The following is a 24,761-nucleotide window of genomic DNA, read 5'->3' as shown; positions in this document are numbered from 1 at the left end:
CATCAACGGGCTTATCGAGCTCCACCGCCGCATCGCCCGCGGCTTCCGGAACCGAGAGAACTACCGGCTACGCATGCTCCTCATCGGCGGCGGACTCACCGTGCCCCCACCGCAGGTATGAAGAGCCACTCAACCTCCCCACCGGTAGACCAGGCGTGCCCGGCCGAGGTGGTGAGTTGGGGCCCCGCCGCCACGATGCGCGGCCCAGCAATCAGCCCTGACGCGATGGCCTCGCGCAACGCCACGTCGGCGAAGTAGCGCGAGCCCAACGATTGAACAGTGGTGACACACACCGAGGCCAACTGACGGGCGCTCGCCACCGAGGAGAAGGCAACGCGGGCCTGATCGTGGCGCTCATCGGAGGTCGTTTGGGGCAGCACCCGGGCCTACGTGCCCAGATGGGCGTGGGTTTCCACCAGCCCCGGGAGGATCGTGCCGCGCGGGTGCCGCGTCACCGGATAGGTTGCGTACACCTCGGGTAGCGCGTCCACGGGGCCCACCCAGGCGATCGCACCCGCCTCGATGACGACGGCTCCTCGCTCGATGGTCGGCTGGCCTGGCTCGGTGATGAGGCGTTCGGCGGTCATGACGCGGACGCCAGGGTCGGCCAGCGGCTCGACACCGCGCGGGAATACAACAGCAGGAGGCATGAAGAAATCGCTTTCGGGCTCGCAAAAGGGCGCGTTGACCGCGCTAAGAAAAAAGGTTCGACATCAATCGATATCGCGGCAGGCTGGCATCAGGACCGGATGAGGGTGTGGCTCACCGGGGGCCATGGGGCCAGAAGTGAAGAGCGGCTCACCGAGGAGCGACGACCCTGGGGAGTCCTCCCGGCCTAGCCAGGGAGGCCCGCACGGGCGGGAACCGCGAAGATCAGGCGCGACAACAGGCGCCAGCACACATTCGTGCGTCCGCGGCCATGGCCGGGATCGTCTGCACGAACGACGTGAGGCGAGTCATCGCTGTCCTCTCGCTTGCACCAGGATTGGATACTACGAAAAGTCTCGGGACACATTCATGAAATGTCAACTTCGGGCGCTCGATTGTTGCCATCGATACTCGCGCCCCTGAGCAACCACGCTCGAGCGGGGCAAGAAACAGCAGCGCCGCCCGGGGAAAACCCGGGCGGCGCTGCCGCTTCGTCTGGCGGAGGTGGCGAGATTTGAACTCGCGATGGGGTTAACCCCCAAACCCGCTTAGCAGGCGGGCGCCATAGACCGGACTAGGCGACACCTCCTCAGCCAAGCATGCAGCCTAGCGGTCGGCCCCCCGCGCGGCAAAAGCGGGGCAGTGGGCCCGGAGTGGGTACGCCCACCCCGCGTATGCTTGGGCGTCACCCGACCTGAAGAGGTATCGCATGCGCCGATCGGCGGACGACCCGGACGCCCCCGCGTCCCGGGGCGACGCGCGCCCAGCGCGAGCCCGCGACGCTGACCCCACCCCCCCGGCTCGACGCGTGCAAGAGGGTCGCGAGGGGAACCATCGCCCCTCACGGGTGGCAGAAGACACCCCGACCTCGTCCGGTCGCACCCCGTGGCGCGCGGCCCCCGATACACCCCGGACGCCTCCCGTCACCGCAGCCCCCGATACGCCCCGGACGCCTCCCGTTACAGCAGCCCCCGCGTCCACGCCCGTCATGCCCCCTGGAGCGGGATCTCCCTCCGCCTCCGCGCCCCCTACGACGTCCACGTCGTCCTCGGCGTCCGCGCCGGGCACCCACGAGGAGCGCCTCATCGTGCCCCCGGCCGCGCGACACTCGGCGAGTTGGGCAACGAACGCCACACCCTTCCGCTCCGCACCCACACCGCCCCCCGCGACAACGGCCGACGCGTCCGAACCGAGCACGCCGAGCGCACCGGATCCGCTGCGTCCCCGCACGCCGACCGCGGCCGTCTACTCCCCCACCGAACCGTCGGGCATCTCCTTCACCTCCTCCTCGCGTCCCGCCGCGAGGCCTAGCCCCGCGCCCTCCGCACCCACCACCGCCACTCCTCCTGCCTCGACGAGCAGCGCCACCCCGTCAGCGGTTCACCGCACGGCGTCGGATCCCGATGCCCTGCACCGACGCCCTGCCGCGGGGCAGCCCAGCCCGTCACGGACGGACGCGGAGCAGGTCACCTACACGACCGCCACGGGCGCTCCGATTCGCTACACCAGTTCGCGCGACAGCGCCGCGTCGGGGGCGCACCCCGTCAGTTCCGCTCCAGGCGTGGTCTCACCTGACTCAGCCGCAGACGCGACGCACCAGGCCACCACCAGGGATCTGCCCCCGCCCGCCGTCGTGACACCCGCGGCGTCGAGGCAGCCCAGCGCCGCCACGCCGCCACCGCCTCGGCCGACGCCCGCGCCGGCCCAGTACCCAGGGTCGGAAGGGGGTTCCTCGTCGTACACGTTCGCCTCCTCCATGCGGGCCTCAACACCGACGCCCGCACCGCCTTCGGCCACAAGCGACCCCGCGACTGCTCCGCGTCCGGCGCCACACGACGCCCCGCCCACGGTGTTCACGAGCAGCGCATCGACGCCCGCGCCCGACACGCACACGTCCACCGCCGCGCACTCCGGTTCCCCGTATGCGTTCAGCGACGCCGACACGTCCTCCTGGCGGGCTGTGGGAGCCACCGCCCCGTCCACCACGACGGCGACCTCTTCCTATGCCTCCATCGACGCCGGGGACACCTACCGTTCCTCCCAGCCGGACGCCACGCGCCGCAGCCCGAACGACGCCAGCCTGGCCTCCTACTCCTTCGCACGCTCCCCAGAGCCCGGCGCCACGGCCACTGCGGACGCCGCGACGTCCGCGTCCCCTCCCCCCACGGACGACGAGCCCACGGTCGCCTGGTCCTTGCCCGCAGAGGACGAGCCCACAGTGTCGTGGCGCCCTCACACGGCGCCTCCGCGTGCCCACCGTTCCACCTCAGACATGACGCCCGGCGCTCCGCTGGCCGTCACGGCGGCCGCTGCTGCCGCTGCAGCGGACGCTTGGGGGGCTACCGCCGCGTCGGCCACCCCTGACGGCGCCGCGCATCTGGTTGCGCCCACGCCCACACCCTCGGCGAAGTACGATCCGCTCGCCGACATGGCGTCCTGGAGTTCTGCCCCCGCCCAGGAGGCCGTCGAGGCCGGCCACGACACCTCACCGAGCCACGGCTCAGCCGCCGACCCTGAGGGCGCTACCACGCTCACGACCGACCCCTCGGCGCCCCCCTCCGCGGATGCCCAGCCGCAGGATGCCCCGCGGCGGCCTTCCCGGGCACTCGCCTCTCCCCTGGAGCCTGACGCGCGGCCGCGCAGTTTCCGCTCCGCACTCGGCTGGACGCTGGCAGGGACCGTCGTCCCGGGGCTGGGGTTGATCCGTGCCCGACACCGTGTGATCGGGATCGTCATGCTGGTGCTCTTCGTTGCCGCGGCGGTCACCGGCGCCATCATCGCGACCACCTCACCGACCTCCCTCCTCGCCGCGGCGAGCCCGACTGCCCTGCTCGCCGCCGCGATCGGGCTGTCCCTCTTCGGGGTGGTCTGGGCCACCAGCGTGGTCGTGACACATCTGTCGCTGCGCCCGCGCAACCCCTCGGGCGCACAGCGAGCCATCGGCGGGGTTGCGGTCGCCGTCTTGTCCGCAGCCCTCCTGATACCCACCGCCGTGGGCGCCCGCGCGCTGTATGACACCTCCACGATGCTGACCGGGATCTTCGGTGAGCAGGCCGCCGATGCCCCCTCCCCCGCAAACTTCGGGAATGCGGCCGACCCCTGGGCGAACAAGAAGCGACTCAACGTCCTCCTGCTTGGTGGCGATTCGGGCCAAAACCGCGCCGACGCGGTGGGCGCACGCACCGACTCCGTCATCCTCGCGTCCATCGACACCGCCAGCGGCAACACAGTGCTGTTCAGTCTGCCGCGGCAAACCCAGCGCATCCCCTTCTCGTCCGGTTCGCCCCTGGCCAAGAAGTGGCCCAGCGGATTCACCGATGGGGTGGCCAACGACGCCGAGTTCTTCCTCAACGCGATCTACCACAACGTCCCCACGATGGCCCCCGGAGCGATCCCCGCTGGCACCGAGGACGCCGGCGCCTACGCCCTCAAGGACGGCGTCGGCACCGCGCTGGGGCTGCCCATCGACTACTACGCCATGATCAACATGGACGGCTTCATCGAACTGATCAACGCGCTCGGCGGCATCACGGTGAACATCAACACCCCCGTGGCGGTCGGCGGCAGGACCACGGGGGATGTGCCGCCGGACCGCTGGCTTCCGCCGGGCCCGAACCAGCGCCTCAACGGCTGGGATGCCCTGTGGTATGCCCGAGGCCGCTACGGCGCGGCCAGCGGCGACTACGACCGGATGGCCCGTCAGCGGTGCGTCGTCTCGGCGGTCGTCAAGCAGGCGAACCCCACCACGGTGCTGGCCAACTATGAGGCGCTCACCAAGGCTGGTTCCACCATCATCGCCACCGATGCCCCCAGCAGCATGGCACCCTCCCTGCTCGCCCTCGCCTTGAAGGTGCGCGAGGGCACGATGACGAGCGTCTCCTTCGAGAACGACAAGGACGGCTTCAGCACAGTGCGTCCGAACTGGGAGTCGGTGCGGGCACGCGTCCAGGCGGCGATCAGCGTCCCCGCGCCAGCGGCGTCGTCGGCCGCGCCAGCCTCACACGCACCGACCACGGCAGCGGCACCGGCGGCGCCCGCGACCAGTGCACCGCCCGCGGCGCCCGCCACGAATGCCGGAGGCGCGTCCTCGGTGGTCGACGAGTGCTCCTATAACCCGAAGTAGCCGGGCTTCACCCGACCTAGCCGGGAGATCCCCTACCCTCAGGACAGCGCGTTCGGCCGCACGCCTCAACCCATATAGGTCGAGTAGCCACGGTTGGCGTCCAGGTGGCGGCTGATAGCGATGCCGAGAGCGTCCAGGTCGGCGTCCGACCCGGACGGAGCGATGAGATGGATGCGCCGATCGCCACCTTGGTGGACGGTGATGCGGCCGGGGGCTGCGGTGACCCGCGTCACGGACGCCCACGTCCCGGCCTGCGGCTCACCTCGGGGCATCACGACCTCGAAGCCCTCGGCGTCCAAAATGACCACCACCCGCTGACGCCGAGCGGCCACGACGGCGGCCACCGCCAACGCGACCCCGCCCAGCATGAGGAGGACGCCGGCACCCATGCCGACGACACCCCACTCCCACGCGACGCTCCCCACCAGCAGGAGCGCGCCGAGCAGGAAAGCCGTCGCCGCAATCGCGAAAGCCCGCACGGCAGGACGCGGGCTGATCACGAACTCCTGAGTGGACACGCGGCGAGGGTGGGATTCGAACCCACGGAGGTTTGCACCTCGGCCGCTTTCAAGGCGGCTGCACTAGTCCACTATGCGACCTCGCCCAACCGGGCACATCTTAGCGATCCGGCGCCCATCACGCTCAGGGCTACGACCGCGACGCCCGGCGTCTAGGGTGAGGTCATGCGTGCGGTCATCACTACGGAAGCCGGAGGGCCTGAGGTCCTCGCCCTCACCGACGTCCCCACCCCAGAACCTGGCCCTGGCCAACTCCTGATCGCGGTCACCGCCGCGGGGGTCAACCGTGCCGACATCCTGCAGCGCCAGGGGCACTATCCGCCTCCGCCTGGGGAGAGCGACCTGATCGGCCTGGAGGTGTCAGGCCACGTGGCGGCGCTGGGCGCCGACGTCCAAGGCTGGGCCGTCGGGGACGCCTGCGTGGCCCTCCTGGCTGGCGGTGGCTACGCCGAATACGTGGCCGTGAACGCGGGGCAGGTGACGCGTCCACCCGAGGGCATCGATCTGGTCTCCGCCGCGGGAATCATGGAAGTGGCGGCGACGGTCGTCTCGAACTTGGACGCGGTCCGGTTCCGCGACGGGGAGAGCATCCTGATCCACGGCGGGACCGGGGGCATCGGCATGTTCGCGATCCAGTACGCGAAGGCTCACGGGGCGACTGTGCTGACCACGGCGGGCAGCGCCGAGAAGCTCGACCTGTGCCTCACGCTGGGCGCTGACGTGGCTCTGAACTACCACGACGACTGGGTCGCCGGGGTGAAGGACGCCACGGAGGGCCGCGGCGTGGACGTGATCCTCGACAACATGGGGGCGAAGTACCTCACCCCCAACGTGCGCTCGCTGGCCCGGCTGGGCCGCCTCGTGGTGATCGGCCTCCAGGGCGGCACCAAGGGCGAGTTGAACCTGAACGCGTTGCTGGGCAAGTCTGCGACGGTGACGGCCACCTCCCTGCGGTTCCGTCCCGCGCAAGAGAAAGCCGCCATCGTCGCCCGGGTCGCCACCGATGTGTGGCCCCTCATCGCGTCCGGGCAGATCACGATCGCCCACCAGACCCGGTTCCCCATTGAGGAGATCCGCGCCGCCCACGAGCAGTTGGGGGGCGGCAGCAACGTCGGCAAAGTCGTCGTGACGTTCTGACGCGCGGCGGGGCGCTCTGGTTGCCGCCCTTGCCCCTTGTCGGACGCCAACCCCCTCCTCAGAAGGGGGATCGTCGGCGTTTGTGTGTAGCGTGGGCGGGATGAACTTTTCCGCCTACTCCGAGATTTGGCGCTTCCCCGCGGTGCGCCAGGCCGTGCTCCTGGGCGTCCTCGGGAAGGCGCCGTGGTTCGGCGTGATGGTGGTGCTCACTTTGCATGTGGTCGGCGATCTGGGGCAGGGCTACGCGAGTGCTGGCGCCTTGTCGGCGGTGTTCACCGTCGCCGTGGCGTTGGCCTCACCGCTGCGTGGTCGGCTCTTGGACACCCTCGGGTTGCGGCGCACCCTGGCCCCCAGCCTGATCCTGCTGCCGCTCGGGTTCATCGCCGCCCCGTTCCTCGGCTACTGGGCGCTCATGGCCGTGATGGCGGGTGTCGGCCTCCTCGCGATCCCCTGGTTCGTCTTGACCCGCCAACTCATGCTGGCTGCGGTCCCCCACGACCTGCGGCGTCCCGCGCTGGCCCTGGATTCGGTCGTGACCGAGGTGGCGTTCATGGGCGGCCCCACCCTGGGCATCGTGCTGGCCACCACCTGGAGCACCGGCGGAACACTGACCGCGCTCGCGCTAGCCAGCGTGAGCGCCGCCGCGATCCTCACCTTCATCAACCCGCCCTTGGTCAGTGAGGGGCGCACGGACACCGCGCCCGGGCGCGGCGGCATCCGTTCGTGGATGAGCGGCCCCGTGCTGACCACCTTCGTCGCAACGGTGGCCGTCTCGGTGACGTTGGCGGGCACAGATCTGGGCATCGTCGCGGCGTCACGGGCCATGGGGTCCAGCACGGTCCTCGCCGTGGTCATCGTGGTGTGGGGCGCCGGATCGCTGGTCGGCGGCTTCGTGTTCGGCGGGTTGCCGCACGGGGCGGTGGGCCTCACGCCTCTCATCGCCGGGCTGGCGATCTTCACGGCGCTGGGCGCCTTGGGCTCAACGCCGTGGCTGTTCGCGATCCTGATGGCGCTCGCGGGGCTGTTCTGCGCCCCCAGCATCGCGGCGATCAGTGAGCGGCTAGGCGAGATTGTCCCCGAGGCCAGCCGCGGTGAGGCGTTCGGCTGGCAGGGAACGTTCAACACGCTAGGCAGCGCGATGGCCCCACCCGTCATCGGGTCGGTCATGGACAGCCACGGCTGGCAACTGGGCCTGGTCGCGACGGGGGCCGCCGGTCTGGCGCTGGCCGCCCTCGGGTGGATCGCCCTCCGGCTGGGGCGTCGGGGCGTGGCGCGGCATCGCATGCGCAACGCCTAAGCGTCCTCGCACCGCGCCATCCCGCGAGCATCGGTTCGGGCGCGGCCTGGCCCCCGCTGGGACGCGGGCAGGGACCGGCAGAGGTGGTGTGGACGCGGCACAGCCCTGCCAAGAGCGTCCGGCCCCACCACGTACGTCAGCGCAGGAACAGGACCCTGAGCCGCAGACTGGCGGCGGCGATGCCGACGACGCTCATGACGACGAAGTAGGCGGCATGGACGAGCGTCCCGGAGGTGAAGAAGCCCACCGAGAGTTGCCGCATGAGTTCGATGCCGTGCCACAGCGGGAGCGCCTTGATGATCCATTGGATCGCCTCGGGGAACACGGTGATCGGGTACAGCGTCGAGGAGAACAAGAACATGGGCAACAGCACCATGGGGACCAGATCGAGTTGCTGGAAGCCCTTGATGTAGCTGGTGACCGCCATCCCCAAGGACGCGAACCCGAGCGCGATCAGCAATGCGACCGGGATCATCGCCAGTGCCCACCAGGTGGTGACCAGCCCCATGATCGCCAAGACACCCAGGAACCCGACCGCGTAGAGCAGCCCGCGGAACAGCGCCATGAAGATCTCTCCGATGGCGACGTCCATCGGCCCTAGGGCCGTCTGCAGCATGCCTTCATACACCTTGCTGTAGCGCAGCTTGAAGAACACGTTGTTGACCGAGTCGTAGATCGCCCCGTTCATCGCCGAGGTCGCCAGCAACGCGGGCGCGATGTACATGGCGTAGCTGATCGGCGCCCCGTCGGGGCCGGGCACCGTGCCGACGAGGGCACCCATGCCCACACCCATGGCGAGCAGGTAGAACACCGGCTCGAAGAAGCCGGTCGCGATGATGCCCCAGTTGGCGTTGCGGATCACCTTGAAGCCGCGGCCGATGACGGCCCGCGCGTTACCCGCGTACAGGGACGACAGCCACCGCGGGCGTGCGGCGAGCCGGGCCCGGATCGGTGCCATCACGTCGCTCATCAGCGCACCAGCCTTCGCGTAAAGGTGCGGCTAGCCGCCCAGAGACCACCCACGAAAAAGACCACAAGGACTACGAGGTGCACCGCCACCAGCCAGGGGGGCTCGCTCAGCCCATAGGACGCCATGCGGGCGAGTTGCGTGCCATGCCACATGGGCGAGATCCACCCGATCCACTGCAAGGAGAGCGGCATAACCGACAGCGGGAAGAAGGTCCCGGCGAATAAGAACATGGGCATGACGATGAGCCGCTGCACGAAACTGAACTGCAGCCCTTCCTCTTCCAGCGTCGCCGCATACGCCATGAGCGGAGTGAACATGGCCAGCCCCGCGAGGGTGGCGATGGGCACGTTCAGGAGCGAGGCCCCGCCGGGCCAGGCCCCGAACGCGAACCCGAGCAGCCAAAACAGCAGCGCCTGGACCAGGAGCCTGACGGTGATCGCGAGGGTCTCCCCCTGTGCCATTTGGCGGGGTTCCAGCGGGGTCGCCTGAGCGGCCAGGTAGGTCCGTTGCCATTTGAAGCCGCCGAAGATCGGCCAGGTGCCGAACTGCGCCGCCGTCGAAACGACGGTGGAGACCAGCAGACCGGGCGCGACGAACCACAGGTAGCCGACACCGTCGACGTCGTGGCGCACGATCGAGCCGAGCCCCAGCCCCATCGCGGCCAGGTACAGGATCGGGTTGCCGAGTGCGACGGCGAGCGAACTGCCCAGGAAGGGGCGTTCGGCGGCATGCCGGTAGCTCGAATACTGCACCCAGCCCCAGCGGCGCGTGCGCTTCGCGAGGACGGCGTGATCGATCCCGGTGAAGCTGACCAGCGGCGCGTCGACGGCCGTCGTACCCCCGGGCGCGGGTTGCTCAGTCAATGAGGGTCCTCCCGGTGAGGCGGAGGAACACGTCCTCCAGCGAGGAACGGCGCACCAGGGACGTGAGGGGGGTGTGCCCGCGGCGGTTGATCTCATCCAGCAGCGCCTCACCGTCGTGGGCGTACAGCAGGATGCGGTCGGGCAGGACTTCGATGCGGTCGGCCAACTCCCGCATGGGGCCCTCCATGGCCGCGTTGCGGGTGGATCCGAAGCGCACCTCGACGACCTCGCGCGTGGAGTAGTCGCGGATCAGCGACTGCGGGGAGCCCTCGGCCACGATCGTGCCGTGGTCGATGACGATGAGGCGGTCGCACAATTGCTCGGCCTCGTCCATGAAGTGGGTGGTGACCACCAGCGTGACGCCTTGCTCTTTGAGCCGGAACAGCCGATCCCACAGGATGTGACGCGCCTGGGGATCCAAGCCGGTGGTGGGTTCGTCCAGCAGCAGGATGCGCGGCTCGTTGACCAGCCCGCGCGCGATCGTGAGGCGCCGCTTCATGCCGCCCGACAGGGCGCTGACCTTCTCCTTCGCCTTGTCTGTGAGCTGGGCGAACTCGAGCAGTTCGTCGGCCTTCTTCGTCAGGTAGGCCTTGGGCAGGCCGAAGTAGCGGCCGTACACGATGAGGTTGTCACGTGCCCGTAGTTCCTCATCGAGGGAGTCCTGCTGCGGCACCACGCCCAGGGACGCCCGCACCAGCGGTCCGTTCTCCTCGGGGTCGAGCCCTAGCACCCGCAGCGACCCGGACGTCCGCAGCGAGGTGCCGCCGATCATGCGCATGGTCGTGGATTTTCCGGCCCCGTTGGGGCCGAGCAGCCCGAACGACTCCCCGGGAGCAACCTCGAAGCTGATGCCATCGACAGCGGTGAAGTCGCCGTACGTCTTGGTCAGGTCGCTCGCTTCAATCACTGCCACGGGGCACGACAATAGCTGACCCCTCTGACACGATCAGCAACCCGTGGAGGCTCGTGCGCCGCCTCGGTTCAGCGTTCCAGTTCGCGGCGGCGACCCGGCCCCGAGCCGTTGCCCCCGATCCAGGCGATGACGACGGGGATCGCCGTGCCGACCATCGGCCAGAGCGGCCAGTAGTAGTAGGGGCCGCTGGCTGACAGCACCCAGGTGGCCAGCCAGATCAGGTTGAACAGCACCGCCATGCCGAGCCAACTTCGCAGCGCTGCGCTGCGAATGCGCTGACGCCGCGGCGTCGGACCCGCGAGCGGGGCCATCACGGTCACGTCGGCGACCAGCGGCGTCAGGTCGGCCAGTTGCTTGGCGGCCAGGGCGCGGCCGATGCGGTCGGCGTGCTCGGAGGCGTCCAAGCGCCCGTCCTGGAAGGCGGCGTTGAGCGCCTCGACGGCGATGTCACGGTCGGCGTCGGAGGCGCGCAGGGTCGGTGAGCGGCGCGGATCCACGGAGAAGCGCGACCAGATATCCCCGGGTTGGGGAAAGGGGACGGGTTGGGTCATCGGTGGCACCTCTCGAGCGTGGCGTCCACAGAGTAGCGCGGCGTGCCCGGGGGCAGGTCAGCGTCCCGAGGCGTACCGCAGCGCGTTGGGTCGGCAGCGTGCCTCGTCCGCGATCCGTAGATCGGCGGTGACCGCACCGTCGTTGCGCAGCGCGACGAGCCGTTCCACCACCCGGTCGCGCAACGCGTGGGGGGTCAACGTGTTCAGGTAGATCTTGGTGGCTCCCTCGAACCCGGCCAGCGTGGAGATGCGCCACTTCAGCATCACCCGCCACGGCATCGGAGCTTCCACATCGATGGGCCGGTAATGCCACTCCTCATTGCAGGGAATGTCGGCCCCCGTGGCCGCGTGCATGGCGTGGATCAGGTCGCTCATCGCGTCCCGCTCGGCCCGGGTGTGCTCCCACGGGAAGGACTGCTCCGACGTCGAGTAGACCTCGATGGTCGGGTAGCGGTGCCCGAACCCGGCGAACGCGACCGCATGATCGTTCTCGGCGATGATCAGGTTCTTGTACGACGCATAGTTGCTGGCCACCTCGTTGAACAGGTTCGGGTTGGCGCGCAGCTTCGCGAGCGTCGCCTCGTTTTGGACGCCGCGCTCGTCGATCGCCACCACTTGCTTGTGCAGATGGTCAAAAGACGCCCCGGCGGGCTTGAGCCAGTTCTGAAAGACCGTCACGTAGCGGGCGTACCGGTTGAGGTCGTAAAGCCCCTCGACGGCCTCCAGTGTGGCGTCGAGGAAGAGCCGGTGTTCTGCGGGGGTAAGCGTCCCCGAACTGGCGAGTTGGCTGTCGTTCGTGGCCCCCGGGACGAAATGGCGCCGGGCAACGATCAGGTCATGGCCTCCGCCGAAGAACCCGGACGCCGCTTCGATGCGTCGTTCCTCGCTGAGCGCGGCGATCTCGGACGCCGTGCGCCCCGCGGCACGCAGTTTCGTGTCGATCACGGACAGCACGTGCGCCCGGCCTGCGGGCGAGGACAGGTAGGCCTGGCGCCTCATCGCCACCGGGGCGGGCAGCGTGTAGCCGTAGTTGGCGTGCCAGTAGTCGTAACTCAGGATCTCAAACAGGTTCGGGACGCGGCGAAACTCGGCCACTGTGGCGAACATGTCCTCGGCCGGGACGCCGTAGAGGGTCGTATGCCCTTCGGGCGTCGCGACGACGCGTGATTTCTCCGGCGGCGTCTCGTCGTAGCGGCGTTCGCAGAAGGCGCAGGTGGTCCCGACGGCGTCCGGATCGAGCGGACGCGGGTCCGGGTGAGCGATCCCCAGCGGGCGGTTGCCGCGCCCCGGGACGGTCCACACCTCGGTGCCGGTGAACGGGTTGAGCTGTTTGAGGGTCCCGTCCGCCAGTGCGGTGAGGTACTCGGGCTCGCGGGCGTACGGCTGCATGGTCTCTAGCCTGCCCCACCCCGTGCGGCGCGGGCGCCGCTCAAGCGAACCAGCGGTTCAACTCGGCGACCAGGCCGCCCTCGGCGACCGATCCGGTCGCGGCGTCCGCAGCGGCGATCACCTCGGCGGGCGCGTTGCCCATGGCGACGCCGCGTCCGGCCCAGGTGAGCATCTCGATGTCGTTGCGCCCATCGCCGAGCGCCAAGACGTCGCGCGCGTCGATGCCTGCTCGGGCGGTCACGCGCCCCAGGCCGTGCGCCTTGTCGACGCCGTGCGGGGCGATGTCGAGCCAGGCGGTGTAGCCGATGGAGTAGCTGACCCCGTCCAGACCAAGCCGCGCGGCGAGGTCGATGAACTCGGCCTCGCTGGAGTTCGGGTCGCGCACGATGATGCGGGTGACGTCCTTGCTGATCATTTCCTCCAGGCTCACCACCTCGATGTCTCCGTGGAGTTCCCCATCCGGGAAGGGCTCGGTCACTTGGTAGCCGGAACCGACGATCTCGACGCCCAGCCGGGCCCCCGGCACCTCGGCCAGGATGAGTTCGGCGACCGGACGCGGATCGAACGTCAGCAGATCCACCACCTCGAAGGGCGGAAAGCGCACCGTGACGGCGCCGTTGGAGCACACGTGCTCGGCGGCCATCGGAGGAAGCTGTTCGATGACGGTCAGCGCGGACGCCCAACTCCGCCCCGTCGACAAGATCACCGGGATGCCTGCGTCCAGGACGCGGGCGACCGCGTCGTACACCGGTCGGGAAACGATGTTGCTTTCATCGACCAGGGTGCCGTCGACGTCGAGTGCCACCAGATGAGGACGGAAGGTCATGGCCCCACCGTAGTGACGTCCCACACCATCGTTTCGCCCCGTCTCGCGCCACCGCCACCTCCCGGTCGCGCTCCCGCCCTGTGCCGGGATGTGCGCGATGATGGAGCCATGGATCAGGAGCTCACTCCCGGCGAGGCACTCGACTCGGGCTCGGCACAGGTCTCCCCTGCTGCACCCGCCAACGCCGACACTCCGGCCCCAGCGACGCCCGTGGCTCCCTTCCAGGATCCTGATCCTTCCTGCCTGCGGGCGGCCCGGGTGTGGCGCGACGGACGCCTGCTGCACGACCGGGTGGGGGTCAACGAGATCGTCACGTTGATCCACGACCCCAGCGTCTTGGTGTGGGTGGATCTCGTCGCTCCCACCGAAGCCGAGCTGGCATCGCTGGCGCGCCGCCTGTCGCTGCCCGCGACCGCCGTCGAGGACGCGCTGGGCCCCAAAGAGCGTCCCAAACTGGCCCGGCATGACACCCACTTGTGCGTCACCGTCTACGCCGTCATGCCGGAGCGTTCGACGCCCGAGCACCTGGAAATGTCGCGTATCTCTGCCTGGGTGATCCCCTCGGCGCTCATCACCATTCGTCTCAATGACAGCTTCGACATGGACGCTGTCGTCCACCGCTGGGAAGAGGATCCCGACCTGCTCAAGGCCGGGTCGGGTGCCCTGATTCACGGCCTGTTGGACGCGGTGGTGGACGACCAGTTCGAATGGATCGAGACCCTGGACAACCGGATGGAGGACCTCGCCGGAGACCTGTTCGCTCAGCGTCAGGTCAACGCCATGTTCGCCCGCACGATCTTCGATGTCCGTGGTGAACTCGTCACGTTGCGGCGCATCGTGTTGCCGATGCGCGAGGTGGTCGCCGGGCTGGTGCGTGACCCTGCCATGGCCTCACCGACGCTGCGCCCCTGGTTCGATGACCTGTACGACCACGTCCTGCGTGCCGGGGAGTGGACCGAGTCGCTGCGGGACCTGGTCTCTTCCGCATTCGAGACGAACCTGGCGCTCAACGACGAGCGTCTCAACACCATCATGAAGAAGCTGGCGGGCTGGGCGGCGATCATCGCCGTCCCGACGGCCATCACCGGCTGGTTCGGGCAAAACGTCCCCTACCCAGGGTTCAACGATCCGCTGGGCGTGTGGCTCTCGGCCGGTCTCATCGTCGTGTGTGCAGGCACGCTCTACCTGGTGTTCAAGGCCCGCGACTGGCTCTAAACGCTCGGAGATCGGGGCCTGCACTTCGGCATCATTTCCATAACAGCTCTCGCTTTCCAGGGGCCCCCTCGGCGTAGAGTCGCGCTTGGCAACGAGGGTGGACAACGCAGTCCATCGAGCGTCATCGGCGACGCCCTGCCAGGCAGAGGGGGGTAACAACACATGCTGATCACGAGGCGTTCGCTTCTGGTGGGCGCTGCGGTGCTGGCCACCGCAGCAGGGTGCAGTAACGGGGGCGGTGCTGCACCATCGTCGGCGGCATCCTCCGCCGCGGCAGGAGGGGCAGGCGGCGATGTCGGCGTCTTCACGTGGTGGGCCGACGGGTCGGAGAAGGAGGGCCTCGACGCCCTGATCGCCCTGTTCAAGACGAAGTACCCGAAGAACACATTTGTGAACCTGGCCGTGGCGGGCGGCAGCGGCTCCAACGCGAAGGCCAAGCTGGCCTCCGACCTGGCCAACAAGAACCCCCCGGACTCGTTCCAGGGTCACGCAGGCGCCGAACTGACCGACTACATCGACAACGAGCAGATCGAGCCGGTCGACGACATCATGAAGGCCCTGGGTGGCGCTTCGGTCTTCCCCCAAACGCTGCTCGACCTCATCACGGTCGGCGGCCACGTCTACGGCGTCCCGTGCGACATCCACCGGGCGAACATGGTGTGGACGAACTCCGGGCTGCTGTCCAAGGCGGGCATCACGGCACCTCCGGCGACCGTCGCAGCCTGGATCGCCGACCTGCAGAAGGTGAAGGCGAGCGGCGTCGCGACCCCGCTCAGCATCGGTGGCACGTGGACGCAGACCGAACTGTTCGAATCGGTGCTGGCGGCCAACCTCGGCTCCTCGGCGTACACGCAACTGTTCAGCAAGGGCGGAAAGTGGGACGCCGCGGGCGTCAAGCAGTCGATCACCGACTACGCCACGATCCTCGGCTACGCCAACACGGTCTCCGACGGTGACGACTGGCCTGCCGCGACCGTGATGGCCGCCGACGGCAAGGCCGCCTACAACCTGATGGGTGACTGGGCGCTGGCCGAGTTCACCAGCAAGGGGCTCACGTGGGGCAAGGAGTACTCGTCCTTCCCGCTGACGGGCAACGGGGAACAACTGTTCGGCTTCCTCGCCGACGCCTTCACGTTGCCGGTGGGCGCCAAGAACGCGGGCGGCGCCAAGGACTGGCTGAACCTGGTCGGCGGCGCTGAGGGCCAACTCGCCTTCAACCTGAAGAAGGGGTCGATCCCGCCTCGCACGGACGTGCCGAGTTCGTCGTTTGGGGAGTACCAGCAAAAGACGATGACGTCGTTCAAGAACGACAAGATCGTCCCGTCCATCGCGCACGGTGCCGCGGTCTCCTTGGCATGGAGTTCGGAGATCAACACCGCCATGAGCGCCTTCTACCAAAGCCGCAACGCGGACGCCCTCCAATCGGCCCTCGTCGCGGCCCACGCGAAGTACGCCGCCTAAGAGGCTCACGGCACCCGCGGCGGGTCGGATCGCTCACGTGACCGACCCGCCGCGGGTGCCCCGTCGTGTGCAGAAAGGAACCTCATGACAGGCCTTCGGCGGTGGGGGGCAGGGTTGGTCTTCCTCTTGCCCTCGATCCTCCTCGTAGGGATCTTTGTCTACGGCTTCATCGGGAAGAACATCCTCACCTCCTTCGACCAGGTGGTGACCAAGTCGGGCAAGGTCCGCGCCCCGGGCGGGCTGGAGAACTACGCCACCTTGATCGGCGATCCGCGCTACCAGCACGCCTTGTGGAACCTGCTCGTCCTCACCGTCGTGTTCGTGGTGGGGACGATGTTCTTCGGGTTGCTGTGGGCCGTCCTCCTGGAACGCTCGGTGAAGGGCGAGGGGGTGTTCCGTTCGATCTTCCTGTTCCCGATGGCGGTCTCCTTCGTGGCCGCGGGCGTCGTATGGCGTTGGCTGCTCTCCCCCGCTACCGGCGAGGGGGCCGTGGGGCTCAACCAGCTCTTCCAATACATGGGAATGCCCTGGTTGCAGTCCTCGTGGTGGTCAGCCGGGCAGTTCAACATGGCCGCCATGGCGATCCCCGCGATCTGGCAACTGTCGGGCTACGTGATGGCGTTGTTCTTGTCGGGGTTCCGCGGGATCTCCCTCGACCAGCGCGAAGCCGCCCGCGTGGACGGGGCGACCGAGTGGAAGCTCTACCGTCACGTGCTGTTCCCGCAACTGTCGCCGGTCGCGTTGAGCGCCTTAATCATCGTCGGCCACATGTCGATGAAGATGTTCGATCTGATCTATTCGATCGCCGGGCCCAACTCCTACACCGCCGAGGTGCCCGCGACGCTGATGTGGGCGCAGATGTTCCAGCTCAGCGACACCACCGGTGCCGCCGTCAACGCCACGCTCCTGCTCGTGATCGTCGCGGTGGTCGTCGTGCCGTACCTGGTCTACACGAACCGCAGCGAGAAGAGGTAGCGCCGTGAGCGTCGAAAGTACCGTCAGGCCCGCCCGCGCGGTCGCGCTGCGTCCTCGCCGAAAGACGCGCAGCCAGCGCGCCTGGTCCAGCCTGCAGATGCTGTTGTTGGTCGTCTTTGCCGTCATGATCCTGACGCCGCTGTACCTGCTTCTGCTGACGAGCTTCAAGGATCCGGCGAGCTTCAACCAGGCCACGGCCTGGTTCCTGCCCCAAGACTGGTCGGTGGACGGCTGGGTGAAGGCCTGGGATCGGTTGGCCCCCGCGGTCGCCCGCTCGCTGCTGCTGGCCACCGTCGCGTCCGTGGTGTCGTCCTTGCTGGGGTCGCTGAACGGTTACGTGTTCGCCAAGTGGCCGTTCCCGGGCTCGCATGTGGTGTTCGTGCTGTTCCTGTTCGGGATGTTCATCCCCTACCAGGCGATCATGATCCCGCTGCAGGCGCTGATGCTGAGCGTCCAATCCAGCGCCCCCTGGTTTGAGGGGATCGTCGTGCTGATCCTCGTGCACACCGTCTACGGGATCCCGATCTGCAGCCTGATTTTCCGCAACTATTACGCCACGGCGGTGCCGACCGAGATCATCGAGGCGGCTCGCGTCGACGGGGCGGGGGCGTTCCGCACGTACCTGCGCGTCGTGTTGCCCGTCTCGATCCCGGCGTTCGTCGTCGCCTTGATCTGGCAGTTCACCAGCGCGTGGAACGACTTCCTGTTCGCCTTGTTCTTGACGACGCCGAACAACGGCCCAGTCACGTACGCCCTGCAGGCGCTGGCGGGCGGGCAGAACCCGGATTACCCGTCCATCATGGCGGGCGTCCTGGTCGCGTCCTTGCCCACGCTGATCGTCTACATCGCCTTGGGGAAGTACTTCGTCTCCGGGCTGATGAGCGGGTCGGTCAAGTAGCCCCCACGACACGTCAGGCACCACCGCCCGTGGTCCCGTCCGCGCCATCGCGGGCGGGACCACCGCGGTCACAGCGTCAGGACTTCCCAGGCCAGGTCGCGGTACGCGGAGTCGTCGCCGGTCAGCCAGCCGCGCAGGGCATCACCCACCTGCTCGGCGCTGGTGGCCACCGTGGCGAGATGGTCGTGCTCGGCGCCGTCTCGACGTTCTAGCGCGAAGGTGCCGTCCCCGTTGTCGTAGCACTGCATGAACCACAGCTTTTCGCGTTCGGCGACGAGGAAGTCCCCGCTGCGGGTGGCCTTCAGGAGGGCATCGATGAGGGCCGGGGACAGCGTGGGGAAGGATCCGAACCGCTGGGTGGTGAGGTGCCCGCTCACCGCGGTGCGCGGGTCGAGCAGCACCCTCATCTGGGGGTCGTAGACGGCGTATCCGGCAGCGAAGGCTGCTGGAAGGACCACGTCCCGGGCGCGCTGGGCGGCGGAGTAGACCGCCGGGACGAACAGCGCCTCGCCGGTAGCCTGCAGCGGAACGATGGAGAACAGCGCCTCGGTGGACGCGGCTTCGCTCAGCGTCGCGGCGAGCGCGGCCGCCGTGGGGGTGGCGGTCTCCTTCTCGCCCTCCGCCTCGACCCAGGTCAGCGTTTCCGGCAGGTCATTCACGCGCGCGACGGGGATCAGTACCTGGTCGTAGCTCATGGCGACGACGGTAGCGACCTTCCTCCCGGCGCGCCTACTCGGGCACCTCGAGGCCCTGCATGGCGGTGGCGATCATGATGTTGCGGGTGATCCATTCCTGAGCGTCCGTCAGCCCTGCCCCGGGCGGGGCGCCCTCCTCGACTTGCCAGCCCAGGTTGATCATGCAGCGGGTCACGATCCAGTCGCGGGTGCGACGCTCATCCAGTCCGGCGGTGTCCACGATCGCGTAGAACCGCTCGCGTAACGCCTCCCCCACGTCCCCGGACGCCTCCAGGTCGGCCCACCGGTTCCACATCAGCGGCACCGGCTCCAAACAGGGATCCGCATTGAACCCTTTGGGGTCGATGGCCACCCAGTCGTCCCCGCGTCGCAGGACGTTGAGGTAGTGCAGGTCCCCGTGGACGACGTGAGTCCCCGGCGACGCCGTCAGTTCACGACCAGCCCGTAGCGCCCAGGCGACGAGCCGCGGCGGGGCGGGCACCTTCCGCCCGAGCGCGGCAAGGTCAGCGAGCCAGCCGCGGACCAGGGCGTGCCCATCGGGCAGTTGTGGCGCCGCCGGACGGTGAAGGTCGCGGTACAGGCCCGCCACCACCCGGGTCGCCCCCTCGGCGTCCCGCCATTCCTCCAACGACTCCCCCAGCCACTCCAGCACCATGACTCCGCGCGGTGGATCGGCGCGCAGCACGCTGACGGCGCCGCGTCCGGCCCACAGCCGCAGGGTGGCGATCTCGCCGACGTTGTCGCCCTCGACGAAGGAGAACTTCACCGCCCGACGGACCCCGTCGGCGTCCCGCACGGGAACGACGAGCGCGGTCATGCCCGTGGCCGGTTCTCCGTCGGGGGTGAGATGCCAACGGGTGAACGTGGACGCCATGAGCGCGGGCAGCCCCGCCACCCACTGCTGCCGCGACGCCCCGCCGAGTGCCGCCCACCGTGGAGGAATGCTCACCGGATCTGCCATGCCTCCATCGTGGCAGGCCCCCGCTACGGTGGTCCTCGCGACTGATTCTCCCTTGTCAGGTTCGAACGGCCACCTCCGCGTCGGCACCATGCAACGCGAGCAGGCCCTGGAAATCCTGCGCAATGCGGCGGCCGAGGAGCGCCTCACCTTCGAGGAACTGGAGGGGCGCGTCCCGCGCGCGCTGCACGCGACCACCCGTGACGACCTGACGGCGGTGCTCACCGATCTCCTGTCCGCCGAGCGCATTGAGGAGATCGTCGGTGGGGAGCCACCACTGGGAGAGGGCCCCGGTTATTCGTGGGAGGATCCGCTGGTCTTGGAGAGCGAACGCTGGTCGGAGCTGGCCGTGGTCGCCCCTGGGTGGTGCCCCCCCTTCCTGGAGGTGCAAACGTCCATCGGCGGCGTCCGCTCGAGTTCACCCAGGCCACCGTCCCCTCGAAGGTGATCGATCTGGTCGTGATGGTCAACGACTGGGGCAACGCGACGATCATCGTGCCCGAAGGGCACCGACGGTCGGGGCGAGGGCACGTCCGGATGCCCCGACCTCAGCGTCAGTTCGCGACCGGCGTCAGGAACTCCTGCCCGCCCAGGTAGGGGCGCAGCGCCTCGGGGATGCGCACCGAGCCGTCGGCCTGCTGATGGTTCTCCAGCAGCAGCACGATCATCCGCGTCATGGCGCACAGGGTGCCGTTCAGCGTCGCGAGGGGACGCGTCCCGTTCGCGTCCCGCATGCGCACATCCAGGCGGCGGGCCTGGAACTCGGTGCAGTTCGAGGTCGAGGTGATCTCGCGGTACTTGTCCTGGGTGGGCACCCAGCCTTCGCAGTCGAACTTGCGGGCGGCCGAGGCGCCCAGGTCGCCTGCGGCGACGTCGATGACGCGGAAGGGGATCTCCAAGGTGGAGAGGAACTCCTTCTCGAAGCCGAGGAGCTTGGCGTGCATCGCCTCGGCCTCCTCGGGAGCGCAGTAGACGAACATTTCGACCTTGTCGAACCAGTGGACGCGGAAGATGCCCCGGGTGTCCTTGCCGTAGCTGCCCGCCTCGCGGCGATAGCTGGGCGAATACCCCGCATACATCCGGGGCAGCGTGTCGGCAGGCAGGATCTCCTCGGAGTGGTAGGCGGCCAGGGGAACCTCGGCCGTGCCGACCAGGTACAGATCGTCGGCCTCGACGCGGTACACATTCTCGGCGGCTTGGCCAAGGAAGCCGGTGCCCTCCATTGCCCGCGGCTTCACCAGCGCGGGCGGCAGGATGGGCGTGAAGCCCCACGCCAGGGCCTTCGCCATGGCGAGTTGGATCAGCGCCAACTCTAGGAGGGCGCCTTGGCCGGTGAGGTAGTAGAACCGCGCCCCGGAGACCTTCGCGCCGCGCTCCATGTCGATGGCGCCAAGAATCTCGCCCAGTTCGAGGTGGTCGCGGGGAGTGAAACCCTCGGCGGCGAAGTCGCGCGGCGTCCCGATTTCCTCGAGCACGACGAAGTCGTCCTCGCCGCCCTCGGGGACGCCCGGAATGACGAGGTTGCCGACCTGCCGGATGAGATCGTCGAAGGTGACGTTGGCGGCATCCGCCTCAGCGGTGGCCTGCTTGACCTGCGCCGCGAGTTCCTTGGTGCGGGCGAGCAGTGCGGTCTTCTCCTCCCCAGACGACTTCGGGATGCGTGCGCTGAGCGACTTCTGTTCGGCACGCGCCGTCTCCGCCGACGACATCAGGCTGCGGCGGCGCTCATCGGCGGCGATGAGGTCGTCCACCAGGTCCACGGATTCACCGCGGATCGCCTGGCTACGGCGGACGGCGTCGGGGTCGGTGCGCAGAATCTTCGGGTCGATCACCCCTCGATCCTATCGCCGCGCACCTGCCCGCCTGGTTGCGCCCACCGACGCGTCGCGACAGCAGGACCGCCGCCTGATCGGGCGCCCACCGCACCACGCAGTCGTGACTCCCAAGCTGACACCACGGCAACCTCACCCCGAGGGTGCGCGGGCGGCGTGCGAGAATCGCGGGCATGACCAGGAGGATCGGCGTCGCCCCGGCCACCGCAACCACTGCGGCCGTGTTGTTCGTCGGCTGGACGTGGCTGACGCTGCGCACCGAGGTGCTCGCACCCCTGGATGCCCTGTCGCTGGGTCGCGGCGCGGCCGCCTCGTCCGCCTGTGGGCAAATCCTCACCACGTTCGCGATGGTGTCGTCCCCTGTGGTCGTCTACGCGGTGCTGGCCGGCTTCGCTTTCTGGGCGGTGCGGCGTCGGCTCACCCGGCTGGGCGCGGCGATGATCGCCAGTATCGTCGTCGGCGCGCTGGGATCGTTGTGGCTCAGGGCGCTGTTCGCCCGCCCGCGTCCTCCTGAGCGCCTCCCCTTGATCACGTCGGAGGGTTTCTCCTATCCCAGCGGGCACATGGTGGCCGCCACCATCGCCGCCGTCATGATCGCAGCGGCGCAGGTCATTACGCGCCGGCGCCGCCTCTACACGGTGCTGACCATGACGTTGCTGGCCGTCTTGTGGTGGTGCGTGCTGGGTGACCGCATCGCCGTGCGCGCCCACTGGTTCTCCGACCTCATCGGGGGCGGATTCTTCGGGGTCTTCGTCGCGACAGCCTCGCTGGCCGTGTTCGGCGTCCACGTGAACCGCGTCTTCCCCACGGGAGAGAACGCGGACGCCACCCTGCGATGTGCGGTCCTCTTCAATCCGACGAAGATCCCCGACCCTGCCTTGTTCCGCCGCCAGGTCGACGGCGAGTGCCGCCAGCGCGGCTGGGAGCCACCCCTGTGGCTGGAATCCGATGCCGAGGATTCCGGTGCCGCCGCGTCCAGGCGCGCCCGCCGCGCCGAGGTAGATCTGGCGTTGATCGCGGGCGGGGACGGCACCGTGCGCGCCGCGTGCGCCGAACTGGCCGGATCAGGGATCCCCATCGGCATCCTGCCAGCGGGCACCGGCAACCTGCTGGCTCGCAACCTCGGTGTGCCCCTCGACATGGCCGAGGCGCTGGACGTCGCCTTCGACGGCACCCCGCGACCCATCGACCTGATCGAGGTGCGGGCCGATGACCGTGAACCCGAATGCTCCCTCGTCATGGCAGGTATCGGCGCGGATGCCCTGATCATGGCCGAGACGAACGACGACTTGAAGAAGTTCGTCGGCTCGGCCGCCTACGTGATAGCGGCCCTGCAAACACTCAACAAAGCCCCTTTCAGCGTGCGCGTCACCGTGGGCGACCACGAACCGATCGAACGCCGGGTGGGCCTGGCGATGGTCGCGAACGTGGGCGCCATCCAAGGCCAGATCCAGATCGCCCCGGACGCCCGCCCCGACGATGGACGCGTCGACCTGGTGCTCGCCTCGCCCGACAAACCGACCGACTGGGGGGCGATCACCACACGCATCCTGGCTCGCGCCATCGACGCACCCGGCATCGAGCGGGCCCAAGCCAAAGTCGTGACCTTCGACGTGGACGCGCCGATCGCCTATCAGATCGATGGGGACGCGATGGGTGAGTGCAGCCACCTGGAGGCGACCACGTTGACGCACGTCCTGCGGATCATGGCCCCCGCCCGTCGCCGCTGAGCGCACCGCCGCGTTCCTCACCGGCGTCGCACACACGTCACCGCTTGGTGACGAACCCTTGCCTGATGCGTGCAACGGCGAGACGGTGGGCGCTTCAAGGGGGAAACGTGTTGATGTTCCACTGGGACGCGATGATCGAGCTCACCGTCGGCGTCGCACTGTCGATGCTGATCGGGCTGGAGCGAGAGTTCCACGGCAAAGCTGCCGGGATCCGAACGTGTGCGCTGGTCGGCCTGGGCTCGACGCTGTTCACTGTGGTGTCGCGCCAGGGTGAATGGCTACTCCCCGGCATGACGGTCACCAACGTGGACGGCGCCCGTGTCGCCGCCCAGATCGTGTCGGGGATCGGCTTCCTGGGTGCTGGGCTGATTTTCGTCCGACGCGATTCGGTGCGCGGCCTCACCACCGCCGCGAGCATCTGGCTCGTCGCCGCCGTCGGCATGGCGGCGGGCGCAGGCGTCGTCGACCTGGCCGTCACCGCGACGATCCTCTACCTGCTGGTCATCATCGGCCTGACGCCGTTGCGTTCCCGGCTCCCCCACTCGTCCTTCACCCACGAGGTCGTCTCCATCACCTATGAGGACGGTCACGGCGTCCTGCGCGACGTGATGAACACCATCGGCAATCATGGGGTGGCCGTCGATCACCTCGACGTCTTGTCGGTGCCCGACCGCGACACGCGAGTGCCGCTGCAGCGCGTCCGCATCGAGATGCACACCATTGGGGGCTCCTTGACCCAGCTCTTGCGCGAGTTGGCCGAGATCCCCCGCGTGCGCGGCGTCGATTCGGCGCGCGGCACCGACGAGGACGGGTGAGGGCCGACTAGCGGGTCCGCCCCATCACCGTGTCGATCCAGTCTTCGGCGGCCTGGTACTCGGCGGCGGTGAACCCGTGCGCGATCTTCGGGGAGATGCCGTCGGCGCGAGGGTAGGAGCCGAGGAACGTGACGGTGCGGCAGACCCGATGCAGCCCCTTGAGCGTGCCGCGCATCCGCGGCTCCCCGATGTGCCCCTCGGCGTCGATGGAGAAGCAGTAGTCGCCAAACGCCTTCTTGGTGGGACGCGACTCGATGCGGGTCAGGTTGACCCCCCGCATCGCGAACTGCTGGAGGATCTCCAGCAAGGCACCGGCACGGTCAGCGTGCATGTAGGCGACCAAGGTGGTCTTGTCCGCCCCGGTCGGCTCCGGCAGGGAACCGGGCCTGCGCACCAGGACGAACCGGGTGACGGCGTCCGCGTTGTCGGCGATGTCGGAGGCGATCACGTCGAGGTGGTAGAGGTCAGCGGCAACGGCGGCACAGATGGCGGCGTCGAACCGTGAATCGGGCCGGGCCACCTCTTCGGCCGCGCCCGCCGTGGAGCCCCCTTCGGTGACGACAGCACCCGGCAGGTTCGCCACGACCCAGTCACGCGTTTGCGCGTGCGCGTGCGGATGGGTGATAACGGCGCGCACCTGGTCCAGGGTCGTCCCCGGACGCACCCCCAGCACGAACGAGACGGGCAGCAGCACCTCCGAGACGATCACCAGCGGGTCGCCGGAGGCCAGGTTGTCCAGCGTCGCCGTAACTCCGCCTTCCACCGAGTTCTCGATGGGCACCAGCCCCGCCTCGATCTCCCCGGCCCGCACGGCGTCCAGGACGGCCTGCACGCTGCCGAACGGTTGCGCTGGCGCGTCGGTCACCGTGCGGAGCGCCTGGTGAGTGAACGTTCCTGCGGGGCCGAAGTATCCGAGCATCTGGGCAGTCTAGGGCGAAGCGCGTCGC

General features: G+C 68.8%; 25 protein-coding genes and 2 tRNA genes. 10 read left to right on the top strand and 17 right to left on the bottom strand.

Translation table 11 applies throughout. The features are described from left to right. Window positions 1-95: 95 nt before the first annotated feature. The 5 genes from C1706_RS12320 to C1706_RS14065 form a co-directional block, all read right to left on the bottom strand. Window positions 96-380 carry a hypothetical protein gene (locus C1706_RS12320; RefSeq protein ID WP_129459545.1) on the bottom strand — a complete coding sequence of 95 codons (285 nt, stop codon included), beginning with the start codon at window positions 378-380 and terminating at the stop codon, window positions 96-98. Window positions 381-386: 6 nt separating this feature from the next. Beyond that, window positions 387-650, bottom strand: coding sequence for an amidohydrolase family protein (locus C1706_RS12315; RefSeq protein ID WP_129459544.1), 264 nt, complete (start codon window positions 648-650; stop codon window positions 387-389). A 494-nt stretch (window positions 651-1,144) separates the two neighbouring features. Then, window positions 1,145-1,237 (bottom strand) — tRNA-Ser (locus C1706_RS12310). A gap of 656 nt (window positions 1,238-1,893) precedes the next feature. Continuing rightward, window positions 1,894-2,016 (bottom strand): hypothetical protein, encoded by a 123-nt coding sequence (locus tag C1706_RS14810; RefSeq protein WP_284690568.1) that lies wholly within the window; start codon window positions 2,014-2,016, stop codon window positions 1,894-1,896. A gap of 132 nt (window positions 2,017-2,148) precedes the next feature. Beyond that, window positions 2,149-2,619, bottom strand: coding sequence for a hypothetical protein (locus tag C1706_RS14065; protein ID WP_164987549.1), 471 nt, complete (start codon window positions 2,617-2,619; stop codon window positions 2,149-2,151). On the opposite strand from C1706_RS14065, the gene C1706_RS12305 reads away from it, so the two are divergent. After that, window positions 2,609-4,771: an LCP family protein gene (locus C1706_RS12305; RefSeq protein ID WP_164987548.1), complete on the top strand. Its 2,163-nt coding sequence runs from the start codon at window positions 2,609-2,611 to the stop codon at window positions 4,769-4,771. The two genes, C1706_RS14065 and C1706_RS12305, sit on opposite strands and share 11 nt — an antisense overlap. A gap of 65 nt (window positions 4,772-4,836) precedes the next feature. On the opposite strand, the gene C1706_RS12300 is transcribed toward C1706_RS12305, so the two are convergent. Together C1706_RS12300 and C1706_RS12295 are read right to left on the bottom strand one after the other, a co-directional pair. Continuing rightward, window positions 4,837-5,289 carry a hypothetical protein gene (locus C1706_RS12300; protein WP_129459542.1) on the bottom strand — a complete coding sequence of 151 codons (453 nt, stop codon included), beginning with the start codon at window positions 5,287-5,289 and terminating at the stop codon, window positions 4,837-4,839. A 1-nt stretch (window position 5,290) separates the two neighbouring features. Next, window positions 5,291-5,375 (bottom strand) — tRNA-Ser (locus C1706_RS12295). A 79-nt stretch (window positions 5,376-5,454) separates the two neighbouring features. Here C1706_RS12295 and C1706_RS12290 point away from each other — a divergent pair. Together C1706_RS12290 and C1706_RS12285 are read left to right on the top strand one after the other, a co-directional pair. Next, entirely contained in the window at window positions 5,455-6,426 is a 972-nt protein-coding gene (locus C1706_RS12290; protein WP_129459541.1) for an NAD(P)H-quinone oxidoreductase, read from the top strand. Window positions 6,427-6,526: 100 nt separating this feature from the next. Continuing rightward, a complete protein-coding gene (locus C1706_RS12285; RefSeq protein WP_129459540.1) occupies window positions 6,527-7,723 on the top strand; it encodes an MFS transporter in 1,197 nt (398 codons plus the stop codon). 136 nt (window positions 7,724-7,859) lie between these two features. Here C1706_RS12285 and C1706_RS12280 read toward each other — a convergent pair whose 3' ends face one another. The 6 genes from C1706_RS12280 to C1706_RS12255 all read right to left on the bottom strand — a co-directional run bounded on the left by C1706_RS12280 (window position 7,860) and on the right by C1706_RS12255 (window position 13,235). Further along, on the bottom strand, window positions 7,860-8,693 hold the full coding sequence (locus tag C1706_RS12280) for an ABC transporter permease (RefSeq protein WP_206661123.1): 834 nt from the start codon (window positions 8,691-8,693) through the stop codon (window positions 7,860-7,862). Then, window positions 8,693-9,556 (bottom strand): ABC transporter permease, encoded by an 864-nt coding sequence (locus C1706_RS12275; protein WP_164987547.1) that lies wholly within the window; start codon window positions 9,554-9,556, stop codon window positions 8,693-8,695. Before C1706_RS12275 ends, C1706_RS12280 begins: the two co-directional genes overlap by 1 nt. Further along, the gene (locus C1706_RS12270; RefSeq protein WP_129459538.1) at window positions 9,549-10,469 is read right to left on the bottom strand and encodes an ABC transporter ATP-binding protein; all 921 of its coding nucleotides are present in this window, start codon (window positions 10,467-10,469) and stop codon (window positions 9,549-9,551) included. Before C1706_RS12270 ends, C1706_RS12275 begins: the two co-directional genes overlap by 8 nt. Before the next feature lie 68 nt (window positions 10,470-10,537). Continuing rightward, window positions 10,538-11,020: a DUF1707 SHOCT-like domain-containing protein gene (locus C1706_RS12265; RefSeq protein ID WP_129459537.1), complete on the bottom strand. Its 483-nt coding sequence runs from the start codon at window positions 11,018-11,020 to the stop codon at window positions 10,538-10,540. Between the two features lie 57 nt (window positions 11,021-11,077). After that, a complete protein-coding gene (locus C1706_RS12260; protein WP_129459536.1) occupies window positions 11,078-12,409 on the bottom strand; it encodes a DUF4921 family protein in 1,332 nt (443 codons plus the stop codon). A gap of 40 nt (window positions 12,410-12,449) precedes the next feature. After that, window positions 12,450-13,235 carry an HAD family hydrolase gene (locus C1706_RS12255; protein WP_129459535.1) on the bottom strand — a complete coding sequence of 262 codons (786 nt, stop codon included), beginning with the start codon at window positions 13,233-13,235 and terminating at the stop codon, window positions 12,450-12,452. Between the two features lie 108 nt (window positions 13,236-13,343). On the opposite strand from C1706_RS12255, the gene C1706_RS12250 reads away from it, so the two are divergent. The 4 genes from C1706_RS12250 (at window position 13,344) to C1706_RS12235 (ending at window position 17,784) form a co-directional block, all read left to right on the top strand. Then, complete coding sequence (locus C1706_RS12250) at window positions 13,344-14,450, top strand: magnesium transporter CorA family protein (protein ID WP_129459534.1); 1,107 nt, start codon at window positions 13,344-13,346, stop codon at window positions 14,448-14,450. Window positions 14,451-14,615: 165 nt separating this feature from the next. After that, on the top strand, window positions 14,616-15,911 hold the full coding sequence (locus tag C1706_RS12245; protein ID WP_431830704.1) for an ABC transporter substrate-binding protein: 1,296 nt from the start codon (window positions 14,616-14,618) through the stop codon (window positions 15,909-15,911). 84 nt (window positions 15,912-15,995) lie between these two features. Further along, a complete protein-coding gene (locus C1706_RS12240) occupies window positions 15,996-16,886 on the top strand; it encodes a carbohydrate ABC transporter permease (protein ID WP_129459532.1) in 891 nt (296 codons plus the stop codon). Window positions 16,887-16,890: 4 nt separating this feature from the next. Then, complete coding sequence (locus C1706_RS12235; RefSeq protein ID WP_241653561.1) at window positions 16,891-17,784, top strand: carbohydrate ABC transporter permease; 894 nt, start codon at window positions 16,891-16,893, stop codon at window positions 17,782-17,784. A gap of 68 nt (window positions 17,785-17,852) precedes the next feature. On the opposite strand, the gene C1706_RS12230 is transcribed toward C1706_RS12235, so the two are convergent. Both C1706_RS12230 and C1706_RS12225 read right to left on the bottom strand, forming a co-directional pair. Continuing rightward, window positions 17,853-18,479 (bottom strand): hypothetical protein, encoded by a 627-nt coding sequence (locus tag C1706_RS12230; RefSeq protein ID WP_129459531.1) that lies wholly within the window; start codon window positions 18,477-18,479, stop codon window positions 17,853-17,855. A 34-nt stretch (window positions 18,480-18,513) separates the two neighbouring features. Further along, window positions 18,514-19,440, bottom strand: coding sequence for an aminoglycoside phosphotransferase family protein (locus C1706_RS12225; protein WP_164987546.1), 927 nt, complete (start codon window positions 19,438-19,440; stop codon window positions 18,514-18,516). On the opposite strand from C1706_RS12225, the gene C1706_RS14060 reads away from it, so the two are divergent. Beyond that, entirely contained in the window at window positions 19,352-19,885 is a 534-nt protein-coding gene (locus tag C1706_RS14060) for a DUF1707 SHOCT-like domain-containing protein (protein WP_348981034.1), read from the top strand. The genes C1706_RS12225 and C1706_RS14060 overlap by 89 nt on opposite strands. A 106-nt stretch (window positions 19,886-19,991) precedes the next feature. Here C1706_RS14060 and serS read toward each other — a convergent pair whose 3' ends face one another. Further along, entirely contained in the window at window positions 19,992-21,269 is a 1,278-nt protein-coding gene (serS, locus tag C1706_RS12215) for a serine--tRNA ligase (RefSeq protein ID WP_129459529.1), read from the bottom strand. Window positions 21,270-21,442: 173 nt separating this feature from the next. Here serS and C1706_RS12210 point away from each other — a divergent pair, with 173 nt between their 5' ends. Both C1706_RS12210 and C1706_RS12205 read left to right on the top strand, forming a co-directional pair. Further along, entirely contained in the window at window positions 21,443-22,999 is a 1,557-nt protein-coding gene (locus C1706_RS12210) for a bifunctional phosphatase PAP2/diacylglycerol kinase family protein (RefSeq protein WP_129459528.1), read from the top strand. A gap of 113 nt (window positions 23,000-23,112) precedes the next feature. Then, entirely contained in the window at window positions 23,113-23,814 is a 702-nt protein-coding gene (locus tag C1706_RS12205) for an MgtC/SapB family protein (RefSeq protein ID WP_241653565.1), read from the top strand. Window positions 23,815-23,821: 7 nt separating this feature from the next. On the opposite strand, the gene pheA is transcribed toward C1706_RS12205, so the two are convergent. Next, window positions 23,822-24,733, bottom strand: a complete 912-nt coding sequence (gene pheA, locus C1706_RS12200) for a prephenate dehydratase (protein WP_129459526.1) — start codon at window positions 24,731-24,733, stop codon at window positions 23,822-23,824. Window positions 24,734-24,761 lie beyond the last annotated feature (28 nt).

This window comes from Propioniciclava flava, assembly GCF_004126535.1.
GTDB lineage: Bacteria > Actinomycetota > Actinomycetes > Propionibacteriales > Propionibacteriaceae > Propioniciclava > Propioniciclava flava.
Note: the sequence above shows the minus strand (reverse complement) of the source record. Positions and strands in the feature narration are given on the sequence as shown.

Excerpts from the sequence above, each read along its gene's own strand:
- C1706_RS12315 (WP_129459544.1), bottom strand. The coding sequence starts at position 650 with ATGCCTCCTGCTGTTGTATTCCCGCGCGGTGTCGAGCCGCTGGCCGAC.
- C1706_RS12250 (WP_129459534.1), top strand. The coding sequence starts at position 13,344 with ATGGATCAGGAGCTCACTCCCGGCGAGGCACTCGACTCGGGCTCGGCA.
- C1706_RS12225 (WP_164987546.1), bottom strand. The coding sequence starts at position 19,440 with ATGGCAGATCCGGTGAGCATTCCTCCACGGTGGGCGGCACTCGGCGGG.
- C1706_RS12260 (WP_129459536.1), bottom strand. The coding sequence starts at position 12,409 with ATGCAGCCGTACGCCCGCGAGCCCGAGTACCTCACCGCACTGGCGGAC.
- C1706_RS12285 (WP_129459540.1), top strand. The coding sequence starts at position 6,527 with ATGAACTTTTCCGCCTACTCCGAGATTTGGCGCTTCCCCGCGGTGCGC.
- C1706_RS12210 (WP_129459528.1), top strand. The coding sequence starts at position 21,443 with ATGACCAGGAGGATCGGCGTCGCCCCGGCCACCGCAACCACTGCGGCC.
- C1706_RS12280 (WP_206661123.1), bottom strand. The coding sequence starts at position 8,693 with ATGAGCGACGTGATGGCACCGATCCGGGCCCGGCTCGCCGCACGCCCG.
- C1706_RS12240 (WP_129459532.1), top strand. The coding sequence starts at position 15,996 with ATGACAGGCCTTCGGCGGTGGGGGGCAGGGTTGGTCTTCCTCTTGCCC.
- C1706_RS12205 (WP_241653565.1), top strand. The coding sequence starts at position 23,113 with ATGTTCCACTGGGACGCGATGATCGAGCTCACCGTCGGCGTCGCACTG.
- C1706_RS12230 (WP_129459531.1), bottom strand. The coding sequence starts at position 18,479 with ATGAGCTACGACCAGGTACTGATCCCCGTCGCGCGCGTGAATGACCTG.
- C1706_RS14060 (WP_348981034.1), top strand. The coding sequence starts at position 19,352 with ATGAGCGCGGGCAGCCCCGCCACCCACTGCTGCCGCGACGCCCCGCCG.
- pheA (WP_129459526.1), bottom strand. The coding sequence starts at position 24,733 with ATGCTCGGATACTTCGGCCCCGCAGGAACGTTCACTCACCAGGCGCTC.
- C1706_RS12255 (WP_129459535.1), bottom strand. The coding sequence starts at position 13,235 with ATGACCTTCCGTCCTCATCTGGTGGCACTCGACGTCGACGGCACCCTG.
- C1706_RS12290 (WP_129459541.1), top strand. The coding sequence starts at position 5,455 with ATGCGTGCGGTCATCACTACGGAAGCCGGAGGGCCTGAGGTCCTCGCC.
- C1706_RS12265 (WP_129459537.1), bottom strand. The coding sequence starts at position 11,020 with ATGACCCAACCCGTCCCCTTTCCCCAACCCGGGGATATCTGGTCGCGC.